The organism is Bacillus sp. FSL K6-2971 (assembly GCF_038006405.1).
GTDB lineage: Bacteria > Bacillota > Bacilli > Bacillales > Bacillaceae > Bacillus > Bacillus pumilus.
Window position 1 is genome coordinate 176,278 of sequence record NZ_JBBOVD010000001.1, and the last position, 19,292, is coordinate 195,569.

The following is a 19,292-nucleotide window of genomic DNA, read 5'->3' on the forward strand; positions in this document are numbered from 1 at the left end:
CTCGGGTGATGTTTAACTGCCGCTTTCTTCGCTGCCTTTTGATCCGGAATCACTGCTTTCAGATGCTGCTTTTTTAAGCTCATCTTCGAATTTCTTCTTATAAAGAGGACTGCTTAATGTTTCCGTAATAACTTTTTCTAAGTGCTTTCTGAACTCTTTGCTTTTCACCAGTTCACCGTATTTCTTTTCCATTTCAGGATCCTTGAGAATATCCATCATCAATTGCTGATAGTCAGGGTCCTTCATTAACTGTTTTAACATCTTTTCATGCTGTTGTTGCATGGATTTTGCGAAAGTCTCGGCAAATTTAGAATCCTCAAAGACCTTCTTCCAGAACTCTTTGCCTTTATCAGAAGTCAGTGTTTTCTCTATCGTTTTTTTCACAGTTTGTTCATCCATTACCAAAGCTTCATTCATTGCCTCGTCATTTAATAACTGTTGAATGGCCTTTTTACCGTCATCTGTCTTCAATATATCGACGACCATTTTCTTTGTTTCGTCATAGTCCATATTAGATGAGGATTGGGTTTTGGGAGCACAAGCTGTTAGAGATAAAAGGAGAAAACAGCTCATTATACGCAAGATGCCTTTTGACATACTGTGGCTCCTTTCGTTACATGTCTTACTTTTAATATGAATGTTTCACGTAAATTTATACATAACAAAAATAGGGGTTGGGTCAATTCAATGAAAAGTCGGGATTTAGTTCGTTTTTTCTTCTCTGTGCTAGCTGTTGGAGCGGTCATGACAAGCGTGGTAGGCTTTGCGCTGGAGTGGGGGAAATATCAGAAGCTTTTTATATCGTTTGACATTCTAGAAATCGCATCTGTGTTATTTTGGTTCATTGGTGTGGGGATGATTTTTAGTGTCATTAGTCAGATGGGGTTTGTTGTCTTTTTGACGGTGCACCGGTTTGCTTTAGAGATATTCAGATCACATTCTTTATGGAATACCATTCAGCTGTTTCTGGTGATCTTTGTGCTGTTTGATTTAGCTTACTTGCGATTTTTGTTTTTCGGGGAGAATGAATCATTTCTTCCATACCTATGGCTGCCTGTCTTTATTGGTGTGTTCGCATTGATCGTGGCTTACTTTAAACAGCAGCAGTCCTCTAAGAAAACATTTGTTTCCGCAATGTTTCTCATGGTCGTCATCACGTCGCTAGAATGGTTCCCGGCGCTCAGAGTCAATGAAGAGGACTGGCTGTATTTAATGCTATTCCCGCTATTAGGCTGTAATGCGTTTCAGTTATTAGCTATGCCGCGTTTTTCAAAGGCGAAAGCTACTTAACTTCCGATGACTTTGTTTTGGTATTGGAGATCAGTTCGCCAACCGTCACATTTTTTAAATTCTTTTCTTTAATTTGTTTCAAAATAGCTGGTAAGGCTTGAGCGGTTTGGGTTGCTGAATCTGAGGCATGGAGGAGAACAATGTCTCCGCTTTTCATTCGATCATTTACATTCTGAACAATCTGATCGACGCCTGGATTCAGCCAATCCTGTGAATTGACGCTGTAATGAACAACGGTATAACCGTATTGTGTGGCAATTTTCAATGCTTTTTCGTTAAATTGCCCAGTTGGCGGTCTTAATAGTTGAATGTCATCTAGTCCAAGCTTTTGAAATGAATTTTGTGCCCGGACAAGATCTTGCTTGATTTCACTATCTTCAAGCTGGCTATAATTTTTATAAGCATAGCCAAGGCTGCCGATTTGGTGACCGTCCTCTCTAATTTGTTTGACGATATCAGGATGACGCTCAGCCCAAGAAGCAGACAGAAAGAAAGTAGCGTTCTTTATATCGTACTCTCGAAGGACATTTAAAATAGGAACAGCCTTCTCATCTCCCCAGCCGATATTAAATGTGAGGGAGACATGTTTTGAGGAAGTCTCGCCTTTATAAATAGCTCGTGGTCCGTGTTCTGTTTTAAATACCGACAGCGGCGGTGCCTTTTGTACATAAAAAAACGTTGCAGCTGCAAGGGCTGCTACAAGAATAATGACAACTTGCTTCAGCCGTTTAATAGGCAACACATATAATCGACTCAATTCAAACACTCCTGCCTTGTCCAAGATTGTTACTTGATTGTATGCAGGACAAGGGTTTGAGATGCACAATAAAACTATTTCAAAAAAAGTTTTGAAAAGGCGTTGACCAATAGAAAGTTTTCGTGATATATTATTAATCGTCGCTGACACACGGTGACAAAGACAAAACGCTTCGGGAAATAAACTTAAAAAAAGTTGTTGACATAAGATGAAGCAAAATGTTACATTATTAAAGCCGCTAAGAACGGCGAAGATGATCTTTGAAAACTAAACAAGACAAAACGTACCTGTTAATTCGAGTTTTATAAAAAAATCCTATGTTATATCATAGGTAGTCAGTCAAACGCTGACGAAAAACAAAACTTCGGTTTTGTACTTTTTCGGAGAGTTTGATCCTGGCTCAGGACGAACGCTGGCGGCGTGCCTAATACATGCAAGTCGAGCGAACAGAAGGGAGCTTGCTCCCGGATGTTAGCGGCGGACGGGTGAGTAACACGTGGGTAACCTGCCTGTAAGACTGGGATAACTCCGGGAAACCGGAGCTAATACCGGATAGTTCCTTGAACCGCATGGTTCAAGGATGAAAGACGGTTTCGGCTGTCACTTACAGATGGACCCGCGGCGCATTAGCTAGTTGGTGGGGTAATGGCTCACCAAGGCGACGATGCGTAGCCGACCTGAGAGGGTGATCGGCCACACTGGGACTGAGACACGGCCCAGACTCCTACGGGAGGCAGCAGTAGGGAATCTTCCGCAATGGACGAAAGTCTGACGGAGCAACGCCGCGTGAGTGATGAAGGTTTTCGGATCGTAAAGCTCTGTTGTTAGGGAAGAACAAGTGCGAGAGTAACTGCTCGCACCTTGACGGTACCTAACCAGAAAGCCACGGCTAACTACGTGCCAGCAGCCGCGGTAATACGTAGGTGGCAAGCGTTGTCCGGAATTATTGGGCGTAAAGGGCTCGCAGGCGGTTTCTTAAGTCTGATGTGAAAGCCCCCGGCTCAACCGGGGAGGGTCATTGGAAACTGGGAAACTTGAGTGCAGAAGAGGAGAGTGGAATTCCACGTGTAGCGGTGAAATGCGTAGAGATGTGGAGGAACACCAGTGGCGAAGGCGACTCTCTGGTCTGTAACTGACGCTGAGGAGCGAAAGCGTGGGGAGCGAACAGGATTAGATACCCTGGTAGTCCACGCCGTAAACGATGAGTGCTAAGTGTTAGGGGGTTTCCGCCCCTTAGTGCTGCAGCTAACGCATTAAGCACTCCGCCTGGGGAGTACGGTCGCAAGACTGAAACTCAAAGGAATTGACGGGGGCCCGCACAAGCGGTGGAGCATGTGGTTTAATTCGAAGCAACGCGAAGAACCTTACCAGGTCTTGACATCCTCTGACAACCCTAGAGATAGGGCTTTCCCTTCGGGGACAGAGTGACAGGTGGTGCATGGTTGTCGTCAGCTCGTGTCGTGAGATGTTGGGTTAAGTCCCGCAACGAGCGCAACCCTTGATCTTAGTTGCCAGCATTTAGTTGGGCACTCTAAGGTGACTGCCGGTGACAAACCGGAGGAAGGTGGGGATGACGTCAAATCATCATGCCCCTTATGACCTGGGCTACACACGTGCTACAATGGACAGAACAAAGGGCTGCGAGACCGCAAGGTTTAGCCAATCCCATAAATCTGTTCTCAGTTCGGATCGCAGTCTGCAACTCGACTGCGTGAAGCTGGAATCGCTAGTAATCGCGGATCAGCATGCCGCGGTGAATACGTTCCCGGGCCTTGTACACACCGCCCGTCACACCACGAGAGTTTGTAACACCCGAAGTCGGTGAGGTAACCTTTATGGAGCCAGCCGCCGAAGGTGGGACAGATGATTGGGGTGAAGTCGTAACAAGGTAGCCGTATCGGAAGGTGCGGCTGGATCACCTCCTTTCTAAGGATATATGGAGCAGTGTGCGTTTTCGTCTTGTTTAGTTTTGAAGGATCATTCCTTCAAGACATGTCTCTAGCGAGACAGGATTGTTCTTTGAAAACTAGATAACAATAAGTAATACATTCACATTGAATGCAATGCAAAGTTCATCACACATAGTGATTCTTTCTAAAGTAAGAAATGGTTAAGTTAGAAAGGGCGCACGGTGGATGCCTTGGCACTAGGAGCCGATGAAGGACGGGACGAACACCGATATGCTTCGGGGAGCTGTAAGCAAGCTTTGATCCGGAGATTTCCGAATGGGGAAACCCACTGCTCGTAATGGAGTAGTATCCATACTTGAATACATAGAGTATGAGAAGGCATACCCGGGGAACTGAAACATCTAAGTACCCGGAGGAAGAGAAAGCAAATGCGATTCCCTGAGTAGCGGCGAGCGAAACGGGAACAGCCCAAACCAAGAGGCTTGCCTCTTGGGGTTGTAGGACACTCTATACGGAGTTACAAAGGAACGATATAAGCGAAGAGGTCTGGAAAGGCCCGCCAAAGAAGGTAACAGCCCTGTAACTGAAATGTTGTTCTCTCCAGAGTGGATCCTGAGTACGGCGGAACACGTGAAATTCCGTCGGAATCCGGGAGGACCATCTCCCAAGGCTAAATACTCCCTAGTGACCGATAGTGAACCAGTACCGTGAGGGAAAGGTGAAAAGCACCCCGGAAGGGGAGTGAAATAGATCCTGAAACCGTGTGCCTACAAGTAGTCAGAGCCCGTTAAAGGGTGATGGCGTGCCTTTTGTAGAATGAACCGGCGAGTTACGATCCCGTGCAAGGTTAAGCAGAAGATGCGGAGCCGCAGCGAAAGCGAGTCTGAATAGGGCGCATGAGTACGTGGTCGTAGACCCGAAACCAGGTGATCTACCCATGTCCAGGGTGAAGTTCAGGTAACACTGAATGGAGGCCCGAACCCACGCACGTTGAAAAGTGCGGGGATGAGGTGTGGGTAGGGGTGAAATGCCAATCGAACCTGGAGATAGCTGGTTCTCTCCGAAATAGCTTTAGGGCTAGCCTCAAGGTAAGAGTCTCGGAGGTAGAGCACTGATTGGACTAGGGGCCCCTACCGGGTTACCGAATTCAGTCAAACTCCGAATGCCGATGACTTATCCTTGGGAGTCAGACTGCGAGTGATAAGATCCGTAGTCGAAAGGGAAACAGCCCAGACCGCCAGCTAAGGTCCCAAAGTATACGTTAAGTGGAAAAGGATGTGGAGTTGCTTAGACAACCAGGATGTTGGCTTAGAAGCAGCCACCATTTAAAGAGTGCGTAATAGCTCACTGGTCGAGTGACTCTGCGCCGAAAATGTACCGGGGCTAAACGTATCACCGAAGCTGCGGACTGTTCTTACGAACAGTGGTAGGAGAGCGTTCTAAGTGCTGTGAAGTCAGACCGGAAGGACTGGTGGAGCGCTTAGAAGTGAGAATGCCGGTATGAGTAGCGAAAGACGGGTGAGAATCCCGTCCACCGAATGCCTAAGGTTTCCTGAGGAAGGCTCGTCCGCTCAGGGTTAGTCGGGACCTAAGCCGAGGCCGAAAGGCGTAGGCGATGGACAACAGGTTGATATTCCTGTACCACCTCCTCACCATTTGAGCAATGGGGGGACGCAGGAGGATAGGGTAAGCGCGGTATTGGATATCCGCGTCCAAGCAGTTAGGCTGGGAAATAGGCAAATCCGTTTCCCGTAAAGGCTGAGCTGTGATGGCGAGCGAAATTTAGTAGCGAAGTTCCTGATTCCACACTGCCAAGAAAAGCCTCTAGCGAGGTGAGAGGTGCCCGTACCGCAAACCGACACAGGTAGGCGAGGAGAGAATCCTAAGGTGATCGAGAGAACTCTCGTTAAGGAACTCGGCAAAATGACCCCGTAACTTCGGGAGAAGGGGTGCTTCTTAGGGTGTTAAAGCCCCGAGAAGCCGCAGTGAATAGGCCCAGGCGACTGTTTAGCAAAAACACAGGTCTCTGCGAAGCCGTAAGGCGAAGTATAGGGGCTGACGCCTGCCCGGTGCTGGAAGGTTAAGAGGAGCGCTTAGCGTAAGCGAAGGTGCGAATTGAAGCCCCAGTAAACGGCGGCCGTAACTATAACGGTCCTAAGGTAGCGAAATTCCTTGTCGGGTAAGTTCCGACCCGCACGAAAGGCGCAACGATCTGGGCACTGTCTCAACGAGAGACTCGGTGAAATTATAGTACCTGTGAAGATGCAGGTTACCCGCGACAGGACGGAAAGACCCCGTGGAGCTTTACTGCAGCCTGATATTGAATGTTGGTACAGCTTGTACAGGATAGGTAGGAGCCTTGGAAACCGGAGCGCTAGCTTCGGTGGAGGCATCGGTGGGATACTACCCTGGCTGTATTGACCTTCTAACCCGCTGCCCTTATCGGGCAGGGAGACAGTGTCAGGTGGGCAGTTTGACTGGGGCGGTCGCCTCCTAAAATGTAACGGAGGCGCCCAAAGGTTCCCTCAGAATGGTTGGAAATCATTCGCAGAGTGTAAAGGCACAAGGGAGCTTGACTGCGAGACCTACAAGTCGAGCAGGGACGAAAGTCGGGCTTAGTGATCCGGTGGTTCCGCATGGAAGGGCCATCGCTCAACGGATAAAAGCTACCCCGGGGATAACAGGCTTATCTCCCCCAAGAGTCCACATCGACGGGGAGGTTTGGCACCTCGATGTCGGCTCATCGCATCCTGGGGCTGTAGTCGGTCCCAAGGGTTGGGCTGTTCGCCCATTAAAGCGGTACGCGAGCTGGGTTCAGAACGTCGTGAGACAGTTCGGTCCCTATCCGTCGCGGGCGCAGGAAATTTGAGAGGAGCTGTCCTTAGTACGAGAGGACCGGGATGGACGCACCGCTGGTGTACCAGTTGTTCTGCCAAGGGCATCGCTGGGTAGCTATGTGCGGACGGGATAAGTGCTGAAAGCATCTAAGCATGAAGCCCCCCTCAAGATGAGATTTCCCATTCCGCAAGGAAGTAAGATCCCTGAAAGATGATCAGGTTGATAGGTCTGAGGTGGAAGCGTGGTGACACGTGGAGCTGACAGATACTAATAGATCGAGGACTTAACCTATATTCTAATGTGAAGCTTGAACATTGTTATCTAGTTTTGAGAGAACATTCTCTCCATCAGGTTTGGTGGCGATAGCGAAGAGGTCACACCCGTTCCCATACCGAACACGGAAGTTAAGCTCTTCAGCGCCGATGGTAGTTGGGGGTCTCCCCCTGTGAGAGTAGGACGCCGCCAAGCTTTTTGTTTATATCCTTCCAATGGAAGAAGTTACTTTATCATTCCGCAGTAGCTCAGTGGTAGAGCTATCGGCTGTTAACCGATCGGTCGTAGGTTCGAGTCCTACCTGCGGAGCCATGCTTCCATAGCTCAGTAGGTAGAGCACTTCCATGGTAAGGAAGAGGTCAGCGGTTCGAGCCCGCTTGGAAGCTTTCCTCTAAATGTTGATCTGACAAGGTTTCTCGATGATGAGAAGGCTTTTTTTATGTCCTTTTTTAATTGCTTGGGATCGAATTGGGATCGGATCACTTAGCTTGCAATAGATTTGAAATTGCATCTGCAACCAAAGTGTCTGCTTCTTTGAATGCATGCGTGTAAGTTTCAAGCGTGGTTTTTACATTTGCATGCCCTAAACGTTGAGATACAGACTTAATATTAAAGCCAGGTATTTTTCCAATTTGGTTAATTAACATTGTAGCATGAGTATGACGCATATCATGCAATCGTATTTTTTTAATATCGTGCCTTTTTACAAATCGATCCCACCACGTATTTAATGATGTTGGATAAAGAGGTTTGCCACGATCTCCACTAAAAAGCAGTAGTTTGTCTTTATCTTCAGGCCACCCTTCCCAAAGTTCACCTAGCATCAACTTATTTTTCTTCACCTCTTTCAATAATAGATAAGCCTCTTTCATTACCTCAGCTGGCAATGTAATTGTCCTATAGGATTTACTCTTTGGTGACTTAAAGCGATAACCATATTTTTTCGTGTATTGTAAACTCTCGTCTACTCTCACTTCGTTTGTATCAAATATGAGGTCATTTTCATCTATTGCAAGTAATTCTCCTCGTCTAAAGCCACCAGTGAAAGCAAATTTTATCGCTACCCTATGATGTAATGAAGCTTCCTGATCTAACAATTTAAAAATTGATTTAATCTCTTCCTCGTTATAAATATCATATTCTTTATATGTTACTTTTGGTCTTTTTATTGCAGCTACAGGATTTTCATTAATTAATTTCCAATCAGATGCTTTACCAAAAATATCTCTTAAAATTCTATATCGAGCATGTACACTGGAACTTGATGCATCTGGATTCTTTTTAGTATAGTCATCAAGAAAATTTAGAATATGAATTGGCTGTACCTTTTCGAGCTCCATGTCTCCAAAAAATTCGAGAATTTCTTTGTTTACTATATAATCATATGTTTCAAGAGTGCTTACATCTAATGACTTGACACCGTATTTTTCTTCCCAATCATTGAGAAACATTCTAAATGTCCTTAATTGGGGCTTAATGTATAGGCCAGCTTCAATCTCATTCTTGAATGTGTACCACTCAGCCTCTAAATATTCTCTTAATTTCTTAGTTTTTTTCAAAAGATTACTATCTTCAACCCTTATCGTTTTGCGTTCAACTTTTCGTTTTCCTGGTGTTCCAACTTCTACAGTTAGTCTAAATGATTTGTTTCCTCTTTTCTCTATATTAGGCATAATCTACAGCCCCTTCATATTGCTTCTGAAAATAATACTTCGGATTTGAAATAACATTTCGTAAAAACATATCTAGCCTTTGATGAGCAAATTCATAAGAAACTCCAAAATTACTAGATATATAAGGTACAGCTTCATATATTGAATTAGGTATATCTATCTTATTTAGGATGAAACTCGGAATCGCAAAGTGGTACATAAATGCATTAGCCTGGTTCTCCTGCATCTGTTTAAAGAGATAATGAGCATGATTTTGAGTCCCTGTGTGCTTTAAAATATGGCAAAGTTCATGACAAAAATCTTCTCTTTGTTGAAGCGAGTCTTTCCTTTCGTCTATGAAAATTGCTTTCCTGTTGCGAATACTAAATGCCTTTGATTCAATTGGTTTGTATATAAGGGAAATATCAAAGTGCTTAGCTACATTTTCAATATTTAATGGTTGCATGTCATATATCTGTAATTGACCATAAAGCTCTTTTATTTCTAGTTCTAAAGCGGAATACGTGTAATTCAAGTTAGTCACTCCACATGGTGAGAATATATGTTCTGTTTTGTTTCAAAAAAATAAATACTCGCTATGAGTATCTATTTAGAAAGTCACTTTAACTTTCTTTTTAGGTGTGACAACTGCTCCATTGCCAATGGAATCATTTAGTACAAAAGTGATTTCCTTTATATCTTTCGGATTGCTCTCAAAGATAATTCCTTGAGTTATGTTTTTTTTAGCTCCCGCAAACAGATCCCATTCTCCTGATTCGACAATGTTATTCTCCTTAACGTTGACTTGTTCTTTTGTATTCAAAATTATATGTGATATTTGTGGCCACAGTAAATCAATTTTCCCTTTGTTCTCTGCAGTATAAGAAATTTGTATGTAATTGATAGGGTCTTTCAATTTCAACTTAATCCCATCTTGATAAGATTCAAGAAGATCATTCGAAATGTTAGTTATACTTAAAATTTTTACGTCTTGAATAGTTACTGTTAAAGGATTAAGGTCAGTCGATTGATCAACAACTTTAATTTTCTTTAATTCATATAGTTGGCCATCTTCACCTTTTTTCTTTTGACCTACTTTTGTCAAAGGACCGTCAACATATTCTTCTTGCTTTGTTTCTTTTTTTTTGTCTTTGTTAGATTCTTCAGTAGTAGCGGTATTTTTATTGCTACATGCACTGAGGAATATTAAACAAATTATAAATAGGAATACTAGTCTTTTGCTATTGATCATAATTTCCCCCTAAAGTTCACTTTAAATCTTGTTCCATTAACCAAGTGAGAAGTTTTTTTGCTTCTTCTTTTGTAATATTTCCATCACGACCAGCCAACAAAGTTTCAGGGTCTTTTAAGAGGTCATCAATGTAATCAGTTTCAACTCCTTTAATGAGGTAATCTAACGAGACATCTAAGAGTGTGCTTAGTTTCACTAGTGTATCCACATCAGGGTCAGATTTTCCTGTTTCGTATTTTCCATAACCTTGACTTGTCATGCCTAAAAATTGAGCCATGTCATTTTGAGTATATTTTTTTTTAATACGAGCTTTTCTTAATCTGTCACCAAAGGAAATCATAAAGAGCCTCTCACCACCTTAATAATGTACATTATAAAGAAACAAATTGTTTCGTAAACAAAAAGAAACAAATTGATTCTAAATAAGAGTTGACGAAACAATTTGTTTTATTTATCATAGAGTTACATGAAACAATTTGTTTCAAAAAAGGAGTTGTTAATATGAAAGAGAACAAAGTATCAGTTATCCTAAAGGAAGCTAGGAAAAAACAACAACTAACTCATCAAAAAGTTGTCGAGTTATCTGGAGCTTCTATAACACCTCAATATTATGGAGCTATTGAAAGAGGTGATCGTAGACCTTCACCAAATGTTGCAAAGAAAATTGCCCCTGTTTTAGGGTTGAAATGGACTATTTTTTTTAATGAAATAGAAAACCAATAGTTTCATTCATGTGAAAGGAGTTGTTTATTTTATGCAACGTACAGTAATAACGCCATCTGAAGCAGCTAAGTTCTTAGGAATTCATAAGGAAACGGTTTATATCATGTGTAGAACAAAACGTCTCCCTCACTTTCGAGTAGGAAAGAAAATTTACTTCCGGATTGATTCCCTGAATGAGTGGATCAACAAGCAAATCAATGAAAGTGTTCAACCGCAGGAAGCAGAAGAAGCATAATCACTTCATAGCTTACAGCATCTTCTATTTATTGCCTGTTCCAAATAGGAACATGTTCTAGATAGGAACATTGAAGCTATAAAGATATTCATAATTACTCCTGAAAGGAGAAACAAAAATGTATAACCCATATGATTTTTACATTACACCGGAAGAATTTGCGCAAGCCGAAGAAAACGGCATATGTAAGGATACACTCATCTGGCGAATACGCCGACAAGGTTGGAGTAAACAACGAGCATTAACTAAGCCGGTTAAGTTTCAAGACCGAGAAAGAGGCAGAGTGGAATGGAGTAAATGGGGAAAGATTGCTGAAAAAAATGGCGTCTCAAGATCCATCTTCGTTGGAAGATTGAGGATAGGATGGGATAGCGAAAAGGCTGCTACAACGCCAAAGATAGATACACATGAGCGTGCTAAGAGAATGAGTAAACTTTCTCCAAGAACCAAGCGTCGTAAATTCTCAGAGGATATTGTCAAGTTAGCTGAATCAAACGGTATTAGTTATAAAAATTTGCAAAACCGTGTGACTGTTAAAGGTTGGGACCCATATACGGCAGCCACCACCCCTGTGATGTCTCCGCGTGAAGTTCAGGAAAAAGGGCGTGAAGCTTTCCGGCAAAAATACGGGTCAAATCCTAACGCTATTTTCTTCCTGAAAAAGAAAGCGGAAAGAGCCTAATCACTTCAAAGGGTAAAACATCTTTAATTGATTACATGATCCATATAAACCTTGAAAGGGGGTGGAGAGGTTGTGAAGTTGGGTGTGGTGCTTCGTAAAGCGCGATTGCAAGCAGGCATTTCCCAAGAAAGACTTGCGGAAATGCTTAGCCGCTCGAGGAGTTGCATCTCAAAGATCGAGAATGATCAAAAGATGCTTGATGTTCCTACATACGTCAGATGGATGGAAGCCACAAACGCAAAAGAAGCAATGATTGCAACATTATGCGGCATTGACCCGCTGGCAGTCACACAGCAAATTACGGCCATAATGGCCCTATTCGGAGGATGAGATGAAGAAACGAAATTCAATCTTTAAAAGCATTGATAACAAGGGCATAACAAGAGAAATGATTTGCATCGATGAGCTGCAAAAGCTATTGATGAAAGCTTTGGAGAATGGTGATACAGATACAGCATTAGTATTTCACGAAGATATTGCTAAATCATTAAAAGTAATCAAGCGGTATGAAAAACAATCTAAGGTACATCTATTGAAAGAAGCTGCAAAGATTACACCAGTAACATATTCGAAATCGTTAAAAACAAAATTGAAAGGATTGATTTAAATGAAATTTGTATTTGTGGCAAGTAAGTTAATGAAAGCAAAGGAAGTCATTGAGGTATGTAATGAGCGATTCAGCGAGGAAGGCGAAATTGCATTGGCTAAAGCTGAATTGCAGGTCAAAGCTCGTTTAGGTTTAGAACAAAGAAAAAAGCAGCAAGCTCCTACACTCACTGCTTAAATCGGATATTGAAATGATCGAATTTATTATATCGCTCTTTAAAGAGCACGACAAGTTTTATTCTTGTCGTCCGGCTTGCGGATGGAATATATGCACACCCCCCATCCCCTTCAAATCATGCACCATCCGCAGTCGGACGATGCGAATAAGCATCAATAAATCATAGGAGGACGAGGACTATGTTTTTTGAAAAAGCGGTTATTCAACCATTCAGTGATCACACTGGTGATCAAGTCAGACTATCTAAAGTTAATGGGTCCATTCTCATGGATGATAAGGGAAGTCCACATTTCTATTTTCCTAATCAAGAGGCGTTTGAGAAGTTTAAAAAGCTCAAAGCCGATGCGATCCGAAGAAAGGTAGGGGTAATAGCATGAACATTGAACATCCAATGATTACACAGATAAATGCTACTGGATACCCAAAAGGCATTGAAGTTGTCGATGTTGTTGGAACTGACTACTTCGGGGATGAGATCTTCTCTAATGATGAATACGTCGTTGATGAGAATGTTGGGGAAATGATTCTGCTGGATAATTTGAATCGTTACTTGAAGGAACAACTCGATTTTACCTTTGTGAATGCAAAATAAAAAGGTTCACTCCGGCAAGTGAACCAATTAAAAGAAAAATAGAATAAGCGTGTCAACCTCTATTATAGCAGGTTGGCACTGTAAATCAATGGAGGTTATATCATGACCAAAAATATCAGGTTGGCAGAACTCCATCTATCAAATTTCAAGGGTGTAAAATCATTCACCCTTGAAACAGGTGGAGAAAGTGCAAAGGTCTATGGTGGTAACGCTACAGGCAAAACAACGTTGTTTGATGCTTTCATGTGGCTGCTCTTTGATAAAGACAGCCAAAACAAAAAAGACTTTGAGATCAAGACACTCTCAAAGGATAACAAAGCGGTAAGCGGCGTTGATCATGAGGTATCGGCTGCACTCTTAATCAATGGAAAGTCCGTTGAATTGAAAAAGGTCTATTCAGAGAAATGGACCAAGAAACGGGGATCAGCAAAGCAAGTCTTTTCTGGCCATACCACTGACTATTATGTCAATGGCGTGCCAGTTAAGAAAAAAGAGTTCACTGAGAAGGTCAATGACATTATCTCTGAGGACATTTTCAAACTGATAACTTCTCCTTCTTATTTCAATGAACAAATGAAGTGGCAGGATCGCCTAAACGTTCTCATGGAGATCGGTGGTGCTGTGACTGATGAGGACGTTATTTCAGAAAACAATTCATTGTCAAAACTTCAATCGATCTTAGATGAAAGAAGTCTTGATGAACAAAAGAGCATACTTGCTGAAAAACGTAAAAAGATCACTAAACTCTTGGAACAATATCCGGTTAGGATAGATGAAATTAACCGCTCTATTGATGATGTAACGGATATAGACCAGGAGCAATTGAAAAAAGAAGATTTAAAAGCGCTTCAGGCATCAATAGATGATCTGGAGAAGGAAGCCCACTCTATCAGAGTGGATGCAGGAGCAGATCGTAAGAAACGTATGCTTCAGCTCGAAGGCGATCTGCAACAAATAAAAAATGACCACGACACAGAAAGATTCCAGGTAGTGAATGAGAAAAAAGAAGCCTACTACAAAGCGAAAAACAGTCTTTCTCAAATCAAGCATAACCTTGACAGTTTAAAAACTAAAAAGGATCACCTAACATCCTTTTTGTCTCAAACAGACAAAGAGCGTGTTGAGTTGCGGGAAGAATGGTCTAAAAAGTACGAAGAATCGTTTGAGGATCATCAAACTGCTTGTCCAACATGCGGACAACCACTGCCGGAAGAAAAAATTCAAACTGCTATTGAAAAATTCAATTTGCAAAAAAGTGTCTCCCTTGAGCGCATAGTCGATAAGGGAAAGCAATTAGGAATTGAGTATGACAATAAGCAGAACGAGTTATACGAGGTTGATGAGAAGATTCAGCTTTTGATCTTGGAAGAGAAATTTACGACAGCAGCCGTTGAAAAACTGAAAGAAGATATGGAGCAAGCTGAAGCGTCCATTGCTCCGCTTTCCGATAATCCATTGTATATATCCAAGATCGAGGAGATCGAAAAGATCAATAACGAGATCCAGTCTGATGAGCAAGAAACGAGCGGGTCTGTTCAAGCTATTAATGAACAGATCAAGGAAAAACAGCAGGAAATGACCTTGATCCGCAACGATCTTTCTCGCATCGATCAAGCTCAAAAAGCCCTCAATCGAATTGAGGAGCTAAAGGAAGAAGAACGTAAAATGGCTGATGACTATAACGAGGTAGAACAGCAGTCATTCCTGATTGAAGAGTTCATCAGAACCAAGATGAGCCTTATGGAAGAACGGATAAACAGCAAATTCAAGTATGCCCGCTTCAAGCTCTTTGAAGAGCAAGTGAATGGTGGGTTAACCGAGACCTGTGAAACGCTGTATGAAGGTGTGCCTTACTCTAAAGGCCTAAACAATGCGGCACGTATTAATGTCGGTTTAGACATCATCAATACGTTAAATGAGCATTATGGTATTTCTGCGCCGATCTTCGTTGATAACAGCGAGGCGGTTACGAATCTAATCGATGTGAATGCTCAAGTTATTAGCTTGATCGTTTCTAAACAAGACAAGCAGTTGCGAGTTGTGAATCAAGATGACGTTACAGGAGGATACAGATGAGTAACCAGAATCAATTGGCACACTTACAAAAAAATATTACAGATGATGTGAACAATAGTCTAGGCAGATTACAAGATGAAGGGTTAGTCCTGCCATCAAACTATAATGCTAGCAATGCATTAAAGAGTGCATTTTTTAAACTTCAAGAAGTGAAGGATAAATCAGGGAGGCCCGCTTTAGATGTCTGCACCAGAGAATCTATTGCCAATTCCTTGCTAGATATGGTTGTTCAAGGTTTAAGCCCTGCAAAAACTCAATGTTATTTCATTGTGTACGGGAATAAATTGCAGATGAACCGCTCGTATTTTGGCACACAAGCAGTGCTGAAACGTTTGACCAATGTCAAGGATATATGGTCAAACGTGATTTATGAAGGGGATGTCTTTGAATATGAGATTGATGGAGGGCAAGAAAAACTCATTAAACATGAAACGAAGCTTGAAAACCGAGATAAAGACATCATTGGAGCTTATGCAGTTGTAAAAACCATTGATGACATTGAGTTACTAACCCCGATGACAAAGAAAGAAATCGAAACTGCTTGGAGTCAATCGAAAACAAGTGGTGCGGTTCAGAAAAAGTTTCCGCAGGAAATGGCCCAAAGAACAGTTATTAATCGTGCTGCCAAAAGATATATAAACACAAGCGATGACAGCGATCTACTTGTACAAGCTATTAATAACTCGACTGAAAATGAGTATGACAACGAGCGGGTGGATGTTACTCCGGATGAAGTGAAAAAAGAAATTAGTGAGAATGCAAACTCAGAAATTATTGATGTGGATTTCAAGGAGCCGGTAGAAGATCCAGTGCAACATCAAGAACCACCTGAAATAAAGCAACGTGAAGAACCTGAGCCACAACCATCAAATGAACATGATGAAAAGCCGTCTGCATTGAATGAGGAACCACCATTTTGATTGAAATAAACGCTGTGTCATCAAGTAGTAAGGGGAATTGCTATCGGGTGACTGATGGTAAGACCCCGCTCCTTTTGGAGTGTGGTATCACCTTTAAAGTGATGCAACGAGCTTTTGATTTCAATATGAGCTTCGCTGGTTGTCTAATTACTCATGAACATGGTGATCACTGTAAGGCATTGAAAGATGTATTGCGTGTAGGAATCGATTGTTATATGTCTCATGGAACGGCAAAAGCTCTTGGAGTGGAAAATCACCACAGAATTAATCTAGTAAAAGCTCGACAGACGTTTAGGATCGGCACGTGGCTAATTATGCCCTTTGATGTTCAACACGACGTATCAGAGCCGTATGGCTTCCTATTGGCTAATGAGGACGGTGACAAGCTGCTCTTTGCTACTGACACCTATTACATCAAATATAAGTTTCCTGGACTCACTCATATCATGGTCGAATGCAATTACTCTGAAGCGATCATTGATGCAAATATTGAGAATGGGAGCATTCACAAAAGCATGCGTAATCGGCTCATACAGTCGCATTTCAGCCTAGAGAATGTAAAGACATTCCTAGCAGCAAACGACTTGTCAAAAGTGCAAGAAATATGGTTACTGCACTTATCTGACACAAACAGTGATGAACGGTTGTTTAAAGAAGAAATAGCAAAACAAACAGGAAAGGTTGTCTATGTTCCCAAATGAGTGAGCTTTTTAAAACAGCTTATCCCTATTGTTTTATTACGATGGCCAGATCAGTCGCTCCACAGATGCGGAAAAAGGTATTGGCTATGTATATAAGCACGTACATGGCCAAGTATGAACCGCATCTCGAAGTGATAAAAATTGAAGGCAAATACGCTATTTGTAGGCTCAAACGCAAGTAGTTGGGAAGGAGGAATTTGTTTGTCTACTGGATGGATAAAACTACATCGCAAGATATTTGATCATGAAATCTGGAATGATGTTACTACTTTTAGGCTTTTTACATTGTTGTTATTGAAAGCAAGCCATCAAGACGGGATCAAAATTAACGGCATTGAATTGAAGAAGGGTCAGTATATCCGCTCCTATTCTAAGTTGTGTGAGGACCTTTGTTACAAGGAACGAAGAGCCCTAAAAAAAGTATCTAAAAGTACAATTTTACGTTCCATAAAGAAACTTGTTGAGAACGGTATGGTCACCGTTTGCGAAACGGATATTGGAACACTATTCACCATAGTGAAATACGAGTCATACCAAGGCTTAGACGGTCAAAACAATTCTAATTACAGAACGGCTAATGAACCTTCAACGGAACGATTGCAGAACGATTGCGGAACGATTGCAGAACCAAAACAAGAATTTAAGAATTTAAGAATTAAAGAATTTAAAGAAGAGGAAGAAGAGAGATCGCCAGTAGGAAATGATTCTCCTTTCCAACAAATCGAAGACAAGTATCTATCACGAAGAGGTGGAGGATTGATGATCACTCCTAATGATGCACAGGCCATTGAGAGGATCATTCAGGAGCACATACCCCTTGAAGACATATTGGTGTGGATCGACGAGATATTCGATCAATACCGACCAAGACATAGAGCGGATGGCATCAAATCGTTTTCATATCTGGAAAAGGGCATTCTTGATCGATGGCATGCCAAAAACAATCAACCTAGCAACGTATCTGAATTTAAACCTAAGAAACAACAAGACAACTTATCAGCATTAGAGGCTTATGCCAAAGAAAAAGGCATTAAATTTGGAGGAGGATTAGCATGACTGAAGAACAAGCGATGATCATCTTAACCAGAATAGCAGCTGCGTATCCGAGATTTGAACTATCTACAGATGAGATTGGAAAAGAAAGAATCAAGCTTTGGTTAGAGCATTTAACGGCACTACCATATGAACCTGTTTTAAAAAAGATCAATCAGCATATTGCTGAAAAACGTTTCCCTCCTGCTATTGCGGAGATACAAGTACATCAACAAGAGAAAAACGAGTTTCTAGAGAAGCAGAAAGAGTGGGAAAAGAATGCAAAATTTGCGAAACGTAGAGGCTGAACAGTTTTTGCTCGGCTGTATCATCCTTGAAGGCGATCTAATCAAGGAAACAGCCTTAGAGCCTAAACATTTTGCTGAAAAGCGTCACAAGCAAATTTTTGAAGCGATGAGGGAAGTGGACAAGCTAGGTAAGCCTGTTGAAATGGCCAATATCGCTGCATCTATGGGGGACACGTTAAATGCCGTTGGTGGATTTGAATACTTAACTAACCTAGCAAGTGCTGTTCCATCTACTCATTCATTTGAAACCTATGAAACATTAATTTACGAGGCTTTTAGACTGAGAGATGTGCAAAGTGCAGCTTTAGCATTTGCCAGTTCCCCTACTGATGAGGGCATCACTGAGCTTTATCAAAAAACCATTGAAGCTCAAGAGGTTGGTGTAAAAGAGACTCGCACGAAAATGGATGTTCTAACAGAAATATTTATGAGCATGGAAGAAGATCATGGTGATCTGACAGGAGTCAACACGGGTCTTGCGGATCTGAATGCCATGACAGGCGGTTGGCAGAAGAGTGATTTGATTATTGTGGCTGCTCGTCCATCGATGGGTAAAACAGCGTTCGCTCTTAACCTTGGTTATAATAACGCGGTAAATGGCGGAGTAACGGACGTATTTTCGCTAGAAATGTCTGATACACAATTAACACACCGAATGTTAAGCAGTATAGGGAGTATTGAAGGGACAAAGTGGAGAAATCCAAAGAGGTTCTTTAGTGAGGATGATTATGATCGTGCCCATAGTGCGATGGGCGAATATGAAAAGTTAGATATTTATATTCATGATCAGCCTACCCAAACATTAGCTGACATCCGTTCCAGGATAAGAAAAACCAAGAAAGATCATCCTGATCAAGATCATTTAGTCATCATTGATTATCTTCAACTTATCACGCCGATTGGTAAAGCTGAGAGCAAAAATCATGAGGTTGGTGATATCACGAGAGAACTTAAAAATATGGCTAGAAGTTTCAACGTTCCGATCATCTTGTTATCACAGCTTTCACGCGGTGTAGAAGCGCGAAATGATAAACGACCAATGATGTCTGATTTGCGAGATTCAGGGAGCATTGAGCAAGATGCTGATATTGTGACCTTTCTTTATCGGGATGATTACTACAACAAACAGAGTGAAGCTAAAAACATTGTTGAAATCATTTTTGCAAAACAACGGAATGGATCAACAGGAACCATAAACGCAGCATTCGTGAAAGAGTACGGGAAGTTTATAAATCTATCGCGGCAAATGGAAGCCGCAATGTGAAAT

21 protein-coding genes, 2 tRNA genes and 3 rRNA genes are annotated in these 19,292 nt (G+C 42.0%); 20 read left to right on the forward strand and 6 right to left on the reverse strand.

The window, feature by feature from the left end; translation table 11 throughout:
• Nucleotides 1-12: 12 nt before the first annotated feature.
• A complete protein-coding gene (gerD, locus tag MHI33_RS01015) occupies nt 13-597 on the reverse strand; it encodes a spore germination lipoprotein GerD (protein WP_003217144.1) in 585 nt (194 codons plus the stop codon).
• Between the two features lie 90 nt (nt 598-687).
• Here gerD and MHI33_RS01020 point away from each other — a divergent pair, with 90 nt between their 5' ends.
• A complete protein-coding gene (locus tag MHI33_RS01020; protein ID WP_065097627.1) occupies nt 688-1,290 on the forward strand; it encodes a KinB-signaling pathway activation protein in 603 nt (200 codons plus the stop codon).
• On the opposite strand, the gene pdaB is transcribed toward MHI33_RS01020, so the two are convergent.
• Nucleotides 1,283-2,047, reverse strand: a complete 765-nt coding sequence (gene pdaB, locus MHI33_RS01025; protein ID WP_106066808.1) for a polysaccharide deacetylase family sporulation protein PdaB — start codon at nt 2,045-2,047, stop codon at nt 1,283-1,285. The genes MHI33_RS01020 and pdaB overlap by 8 nt on opposite strands.
• A 377-nt stretch (nt 2,048-2,424) precedes the next feature.
• On the opposite strand from pdaB, the gene MHI33_RS01030 reads away from it, so the two are divergent.
• The 5 genes from MHI33_RS01030 (at nt 2,425) to MHI33_RS01050 (ending at nt 7,454) form a co-directional block, all read left to right on the forward strand.
• Nucleotides 2,425-3,973, forward strand: a 16S ribosomal RNA gene (locus MHI33_RS01030).
• Nucleotides 3,974-4,155: 182 nt separating this feature from the next.
• A 23S ribosomal RNA gene (locus MHI33_RS01035) occupies nt 4,156-7,086 on the forward strand.
• 61 nt (nt 7,087-7,147) lie between these two features.
• Nucleotides 7,148-7,263 (forward strand): 5S ribosomal RNA (gene rrf, locus MHI33_RS01040).
• Together the 16S, 23S and 5S rRNA genes with 2 tRNA genes alongside form the textbook arrangement of a ribosomal RNA operon.
• A 42-nt stretch (nt 7,264-7,305) precedes the next feature.
• A tRNA-Asn gene (locus MHI33_RS01045) sits at nt 7,306-7,380 on the forward strand.
• Nucleotide 7,381: 1 nt separating this feature from the next.
• Nucleotides 7,382-7,454, forward strand: a tRNA-Thr gene (locus MHI33_RS01050).
• A gap of 93 nt (nt 7,455-7,547) precedes the next feature.
• On the opposite strand, the gene MHI33_RS01055 is transcribed toward MHI33_RS01050, so the two are convergent.
• From MHI33_RS01055 to MHI33_RS01070, 4 genes are all read right to left on the reverse strand, one after another.
• On the reverse strand, nt 7,548-8,741 hold the full coding sequence (locus MHI33_RS01055) for a tyrosine-type recombinase/integrase (RefSeq protein WP_340908376.1): 1,194 nt from the start codon (nt 8,739-8,741) through the stop codon (nt 7,548-7,550).
• Nucleotides 8,734-9,255, reverse strand: a complete 522-nt coding sequence (locus tag MHI33_RS01060; protein WP_340908378.1) for an ImmA/IrrE family metallo-endopeptidase — start codon at nt 9,253-9,255, stop codon at nt 8,734-8,736. The genes MHI33_RS01055 and MHI33_RS01060 overlap by 8 nt, the downstream gene beginning before the upstream one ends.
• A gap of 75 nt (nt 9,256-9,330) precedes the next feature.
• Nucleotides 9,331-9,972, reverse strand: coding sequence for a hypothetical protein (locus MHI33_RS01065; protein WP_340908380.1), 642 nt, complete (start codon nt 9,970-9,972; stop codon nt 9,331-9,333).
• A 16-nt stretch (nt 9,973-9,988) separates the two neighbouring features.
• Nucleotides 9,989-10,312, reverse strand: a complete 324-nt coding sequence (locus MHI33_RS01070) for a helix-turn-helix domain-containing protein (RefSeq protein WP_144459765.1) — start codon at nt 10,310-10,312, stop codon at nt 9,989-9,991.
• A gap of 161 nt (nt 10,313-10,473) precedes the next feature.
• Here MHI33_RS01070 and MHI33_RS01075 point away from each other — a divergent pair, with 161 nt between their 5' ends.
• The 14 genes from MHI33_RS01075 (at nt 10,474) to dnaB (ending at nt 19,289) form a co-directional block, all read left to right on the forward strand.
• Entirely contained in the window at nt 10,474-10,695 is a 222-nt protein-coding gene (locus MHI33_RS01075; protein WP_340908386.1) for a helix-turn-helix transcriptional regulator, read from the forward strand.
• 31 nt (nt 10,696-10,726) lie between these two features.
• Nucleotides 10,727-10,930, forward strand: coding sequence for a helix-turn-helix domain-containing protein (locus MHI33_RS01080; RefSeq protein ID WP_144459767.1), 204 nt, complete (start codon nt 10,727-10,729; stop codon nt 10,928-10,930).
• Nucleotides 10,931-11,048: 118 nt separating this feature from the next.
• Nucleotides 11,049-11,612 (forward strand): hypothetical protein, encoded by a 564-nt coding sequence (locus MHI33_RS01085; protein ID WP_340908390.1) that lies wholly within the window; start codon nt 11,049-11,051, stop codon nt 11,610-11,612.
• A gap of 72 nt (nt 11,613-11,684) precedes the next feature.
• Complete coding sequence (locus MHI33_RS01090) at nt 11,685-11,942, forward strand: helix-turn-helix domain-containing protein (protein WP_260856975.1); 258 nt, start codon at nt 11,685-11,687, stop codon at nt 11,940-11,942.
• Nucleotide 11,943: 1 nt separating this feature from the next.
• Nucleotides 11,944-12,219 carry a hypothetical protein gene (locus MHI33_RS01095; protein WP_340908393.1) on the forward strand — a complete coding sequence of 92 codons (276 nt, stop codon included), beginning with the start codon at nt 11,944-11,946 and terminating at the stop codon, nt 12,217-12,219.
• A complete protein-coding gene (locus MHI33_RS01100) occupies nt 12,220-12,396 on the forward strand; it encodes a hypothetical protein (protein WP_159159923.1) in 177 nt (58 codons plus the stop codon). It begins immediately after the preceding gene.
• A 179-nt stretch (nt 12,397-12,575) separates the two neighbouring features.
• A complete protein-coding gene (locus MHI33_RS01105; protein ID WP_340908399.1) occupies nt 12,576-12,773 on the forward strand; it encodes a hypothetical protein in 198 nt (65 codons plus the stop codon).
• Nucleotides 12,770-12,988, forward strand: coding sequence for a YqaI family protein (locus MHI33_RS01110; RefSeq protein ID WP_340908400.1), 219 nt, complete (start codon nt 12,770-12,772; stop codon nt 12,986-12,988). Before MHI33_RS01105 ends, MHI33_RS01110 begins: the two co-directional genes overlap by 4 nt.
• A 102-nt stretch (nt 12,989-13,090) precedes the next feature.
• The gene (locus MHI33_RS01115; RefSeq protein ID WP_340908402.1) at nt 13,091-15,064 is read left to right on the forward strand and encodes an AAA family ATPase; all 1,974 of its coding nucleotides are present in this window, start codon (nt 13,091-13,093) and stop codon (nt 15,062-15,064) included.
• On the forward strand, nt 15,061-15,984 hold the full coding sequence (locus tag MHI33_RS01120; RefSeq protein ID WP_277687311.1) for a recombinase RecT: 924 nt from the start codon (nt 15,061-15,063) through the stop codon (nt 15,982-15,984). The genes MHI33_RS01115 and MHI33_RS01120 overlap by 4 nt, the downstream gene beginning before the upstream one ends.
• Nucleotides 15,981-16,685 (forward strand): MBL fold metallo-hydrolase, encoded by a 705-nt coding sequence (locus MHI33_RS01125; protein WP_268453810.1) that lies wholly within the window; start codon nt 15,981-15,983, stop codon nt 16,683-16,685. The genes MHI33_RS01120 and MHI33_RS01125 overlap by 4 nt, the downstream gene beginning before the upstream one ends.
• Before the next feature lie 201 nt (nt 16,686-16,886).
• A complete protein-coding gene (locus MHI33_RS01130) occupies nt 16,887-17,741 on the forward strand; it encodes a hypothetical protein (RefSeq protein WP_277687312.1) in 855 nt (284 codons plus the stop codon).
• Nucleotides 17,738-18,025: a replicative helicase loader/inhibitor gene (locus MHI33_RS01135; protein ID WP_268453807.1), complete on the forward strand. Its 288-nt coding sequence runs from the start codon at nt 17,738-17,740 to the stop codon at nt 18,023-18,025. The genes MHI33_RS01130 and MHI33_RS01135 overlap by 4 nt, the downstream gene beginning before the upstream one ends.
• A complete protein-coding gene (gene dnaB, locus MHI33_RS01140) occupies nt 17,997-19,289 on the forward strand; it encodes a replicative DNA helicase (RefSeq protein WP_340908412.1) in 1,293 nt (430 codons plus the stop codon). Before MHI33_RS01135 ends, dnaB begins: the two co-directional genes overlap by 29 nt.
• The last annotated feature ends 3 nt before the right edge of the window (nt 19,290-19,292 follow it).

What these genes read in the sequence shown, in the direction of transcription:
- gerD (WP_003217144.1), bottom strand. Translation starts at nt 597, where the DNA reads ATGTCAAAAGGCATCTTGCGTATAATGAGCTGTTTTCTCCTTTTATCT.
- MHI33_RS01020 (WP_065097627.1), top strand. Translation starts at nt 688, where the DNA reads ATGAAAAGTCGGGATTTAGTTCGTTTTTTCTTCTCTGTGCTAGCTGTT.
- MHI33_RS01055 (WP_340908376.1), bottom strand. Translation starts at nt 8,741, where the DNA reads ATGCCTAATATAGAGAAAAGAGGAAACAAATCATTTAGACTAACTGTA.
- MHI33_RS01065 (WP_340908380.1), bottom strand. Translation starts at nt 9,972, where the DNA reads ATGATCAATAGCAAAAGACTAGTATTCCTATTTATAATTTGTTTAATA.
- MHI33_RS01070 (WP_144459765.1), bottom strand. Translation starts at nt 10,312, where the DNA reads ATGATTTCCTTTGGTGACAGATTAAGAAAAGCTCGTATTAAAAAAAAA.
- MHI33_RS01075 (WP_340908386.1), top strand. Translation starts at nt 10,474, where the DNA reads ATGAAAGAGAACAAAGTATCAGTTATCCTAAAGGAAGCTAGGAAAAAA.
- MHI33_RS01080 (WP_144459767.1), top strand. Translation starts at nt 10,727, where the DNA reads ATGCAACGTACAGTAATAACGCCATCTGAAGCAGCTAAGTTCTTAGGA.
- MHI33_RS01085 (WP_340908390.1), top strand. Translation starts at nt 11,049, where the DNA reads ATGTATAACCCATATGATTTTTACATTACACCGGAAGAATTTGCGCAA.
- MHI33_RS01095 (WP_340908393.1), top strand. Translation starts at nt 11,944, where the DNA reads ATGAAGAAACGAAATTCAATCTTTAAAAGCATTGATAACAAGGGCATA.
- MHI33_RS01100 (WP_159159923.1), top strand. Translation starts at nt 12,220, where the DNA reads ATGAAATTTGTATTTGTGGCAAGTAAGTTAATGAAAGCAAAGGAAGTC.
- MHI33_RS01105 (WP_340908399.1), top strand. Translation starts at nt 12,576, where the DNA reads ATGTTTTTTGAAAAAGCGGTTATTCAACCATTCAGTGATCACACTGGT.
- MHI33_RS01110 (WP_340908400.1), top strand. Translation starts at nt 12,770, where the DNA reads ATGAACATTGAACATCCAATGATTACACAGATAAATGCTACTGGATAC.
- MHI33_RS01115 (WP_340908402.1), top strand. Translation starts at nt 13,091, where the DNA reads ATGACCAAAAATATCAGGTTGGCAGAACTCCATCTATCAAATTTCAAG.
- MHI33_RS01120 (WP_277687311.1), top strand. Translation starts at nt 15,061, where the DNA reads ATGAGTAACCAGAATCAATTGGCACACTTACAAAAAAATATTACAGAT.
- MHI33_RS01135 (WP_268453807.1), top strand. Translation starts at nt 17,738, where the DNA reads ATGACTGAAGAACAAGCGATGATCATCTTAACCAGAATAGCAGCTGCG.
- dnaB (WP_340908412.1), top strand. Translation starts at nt 17,997, where the DNA reads ATGCAAAATTTGCGAAACGTAGAGGCTGAACAGTTTTTGCTCGGCTGT.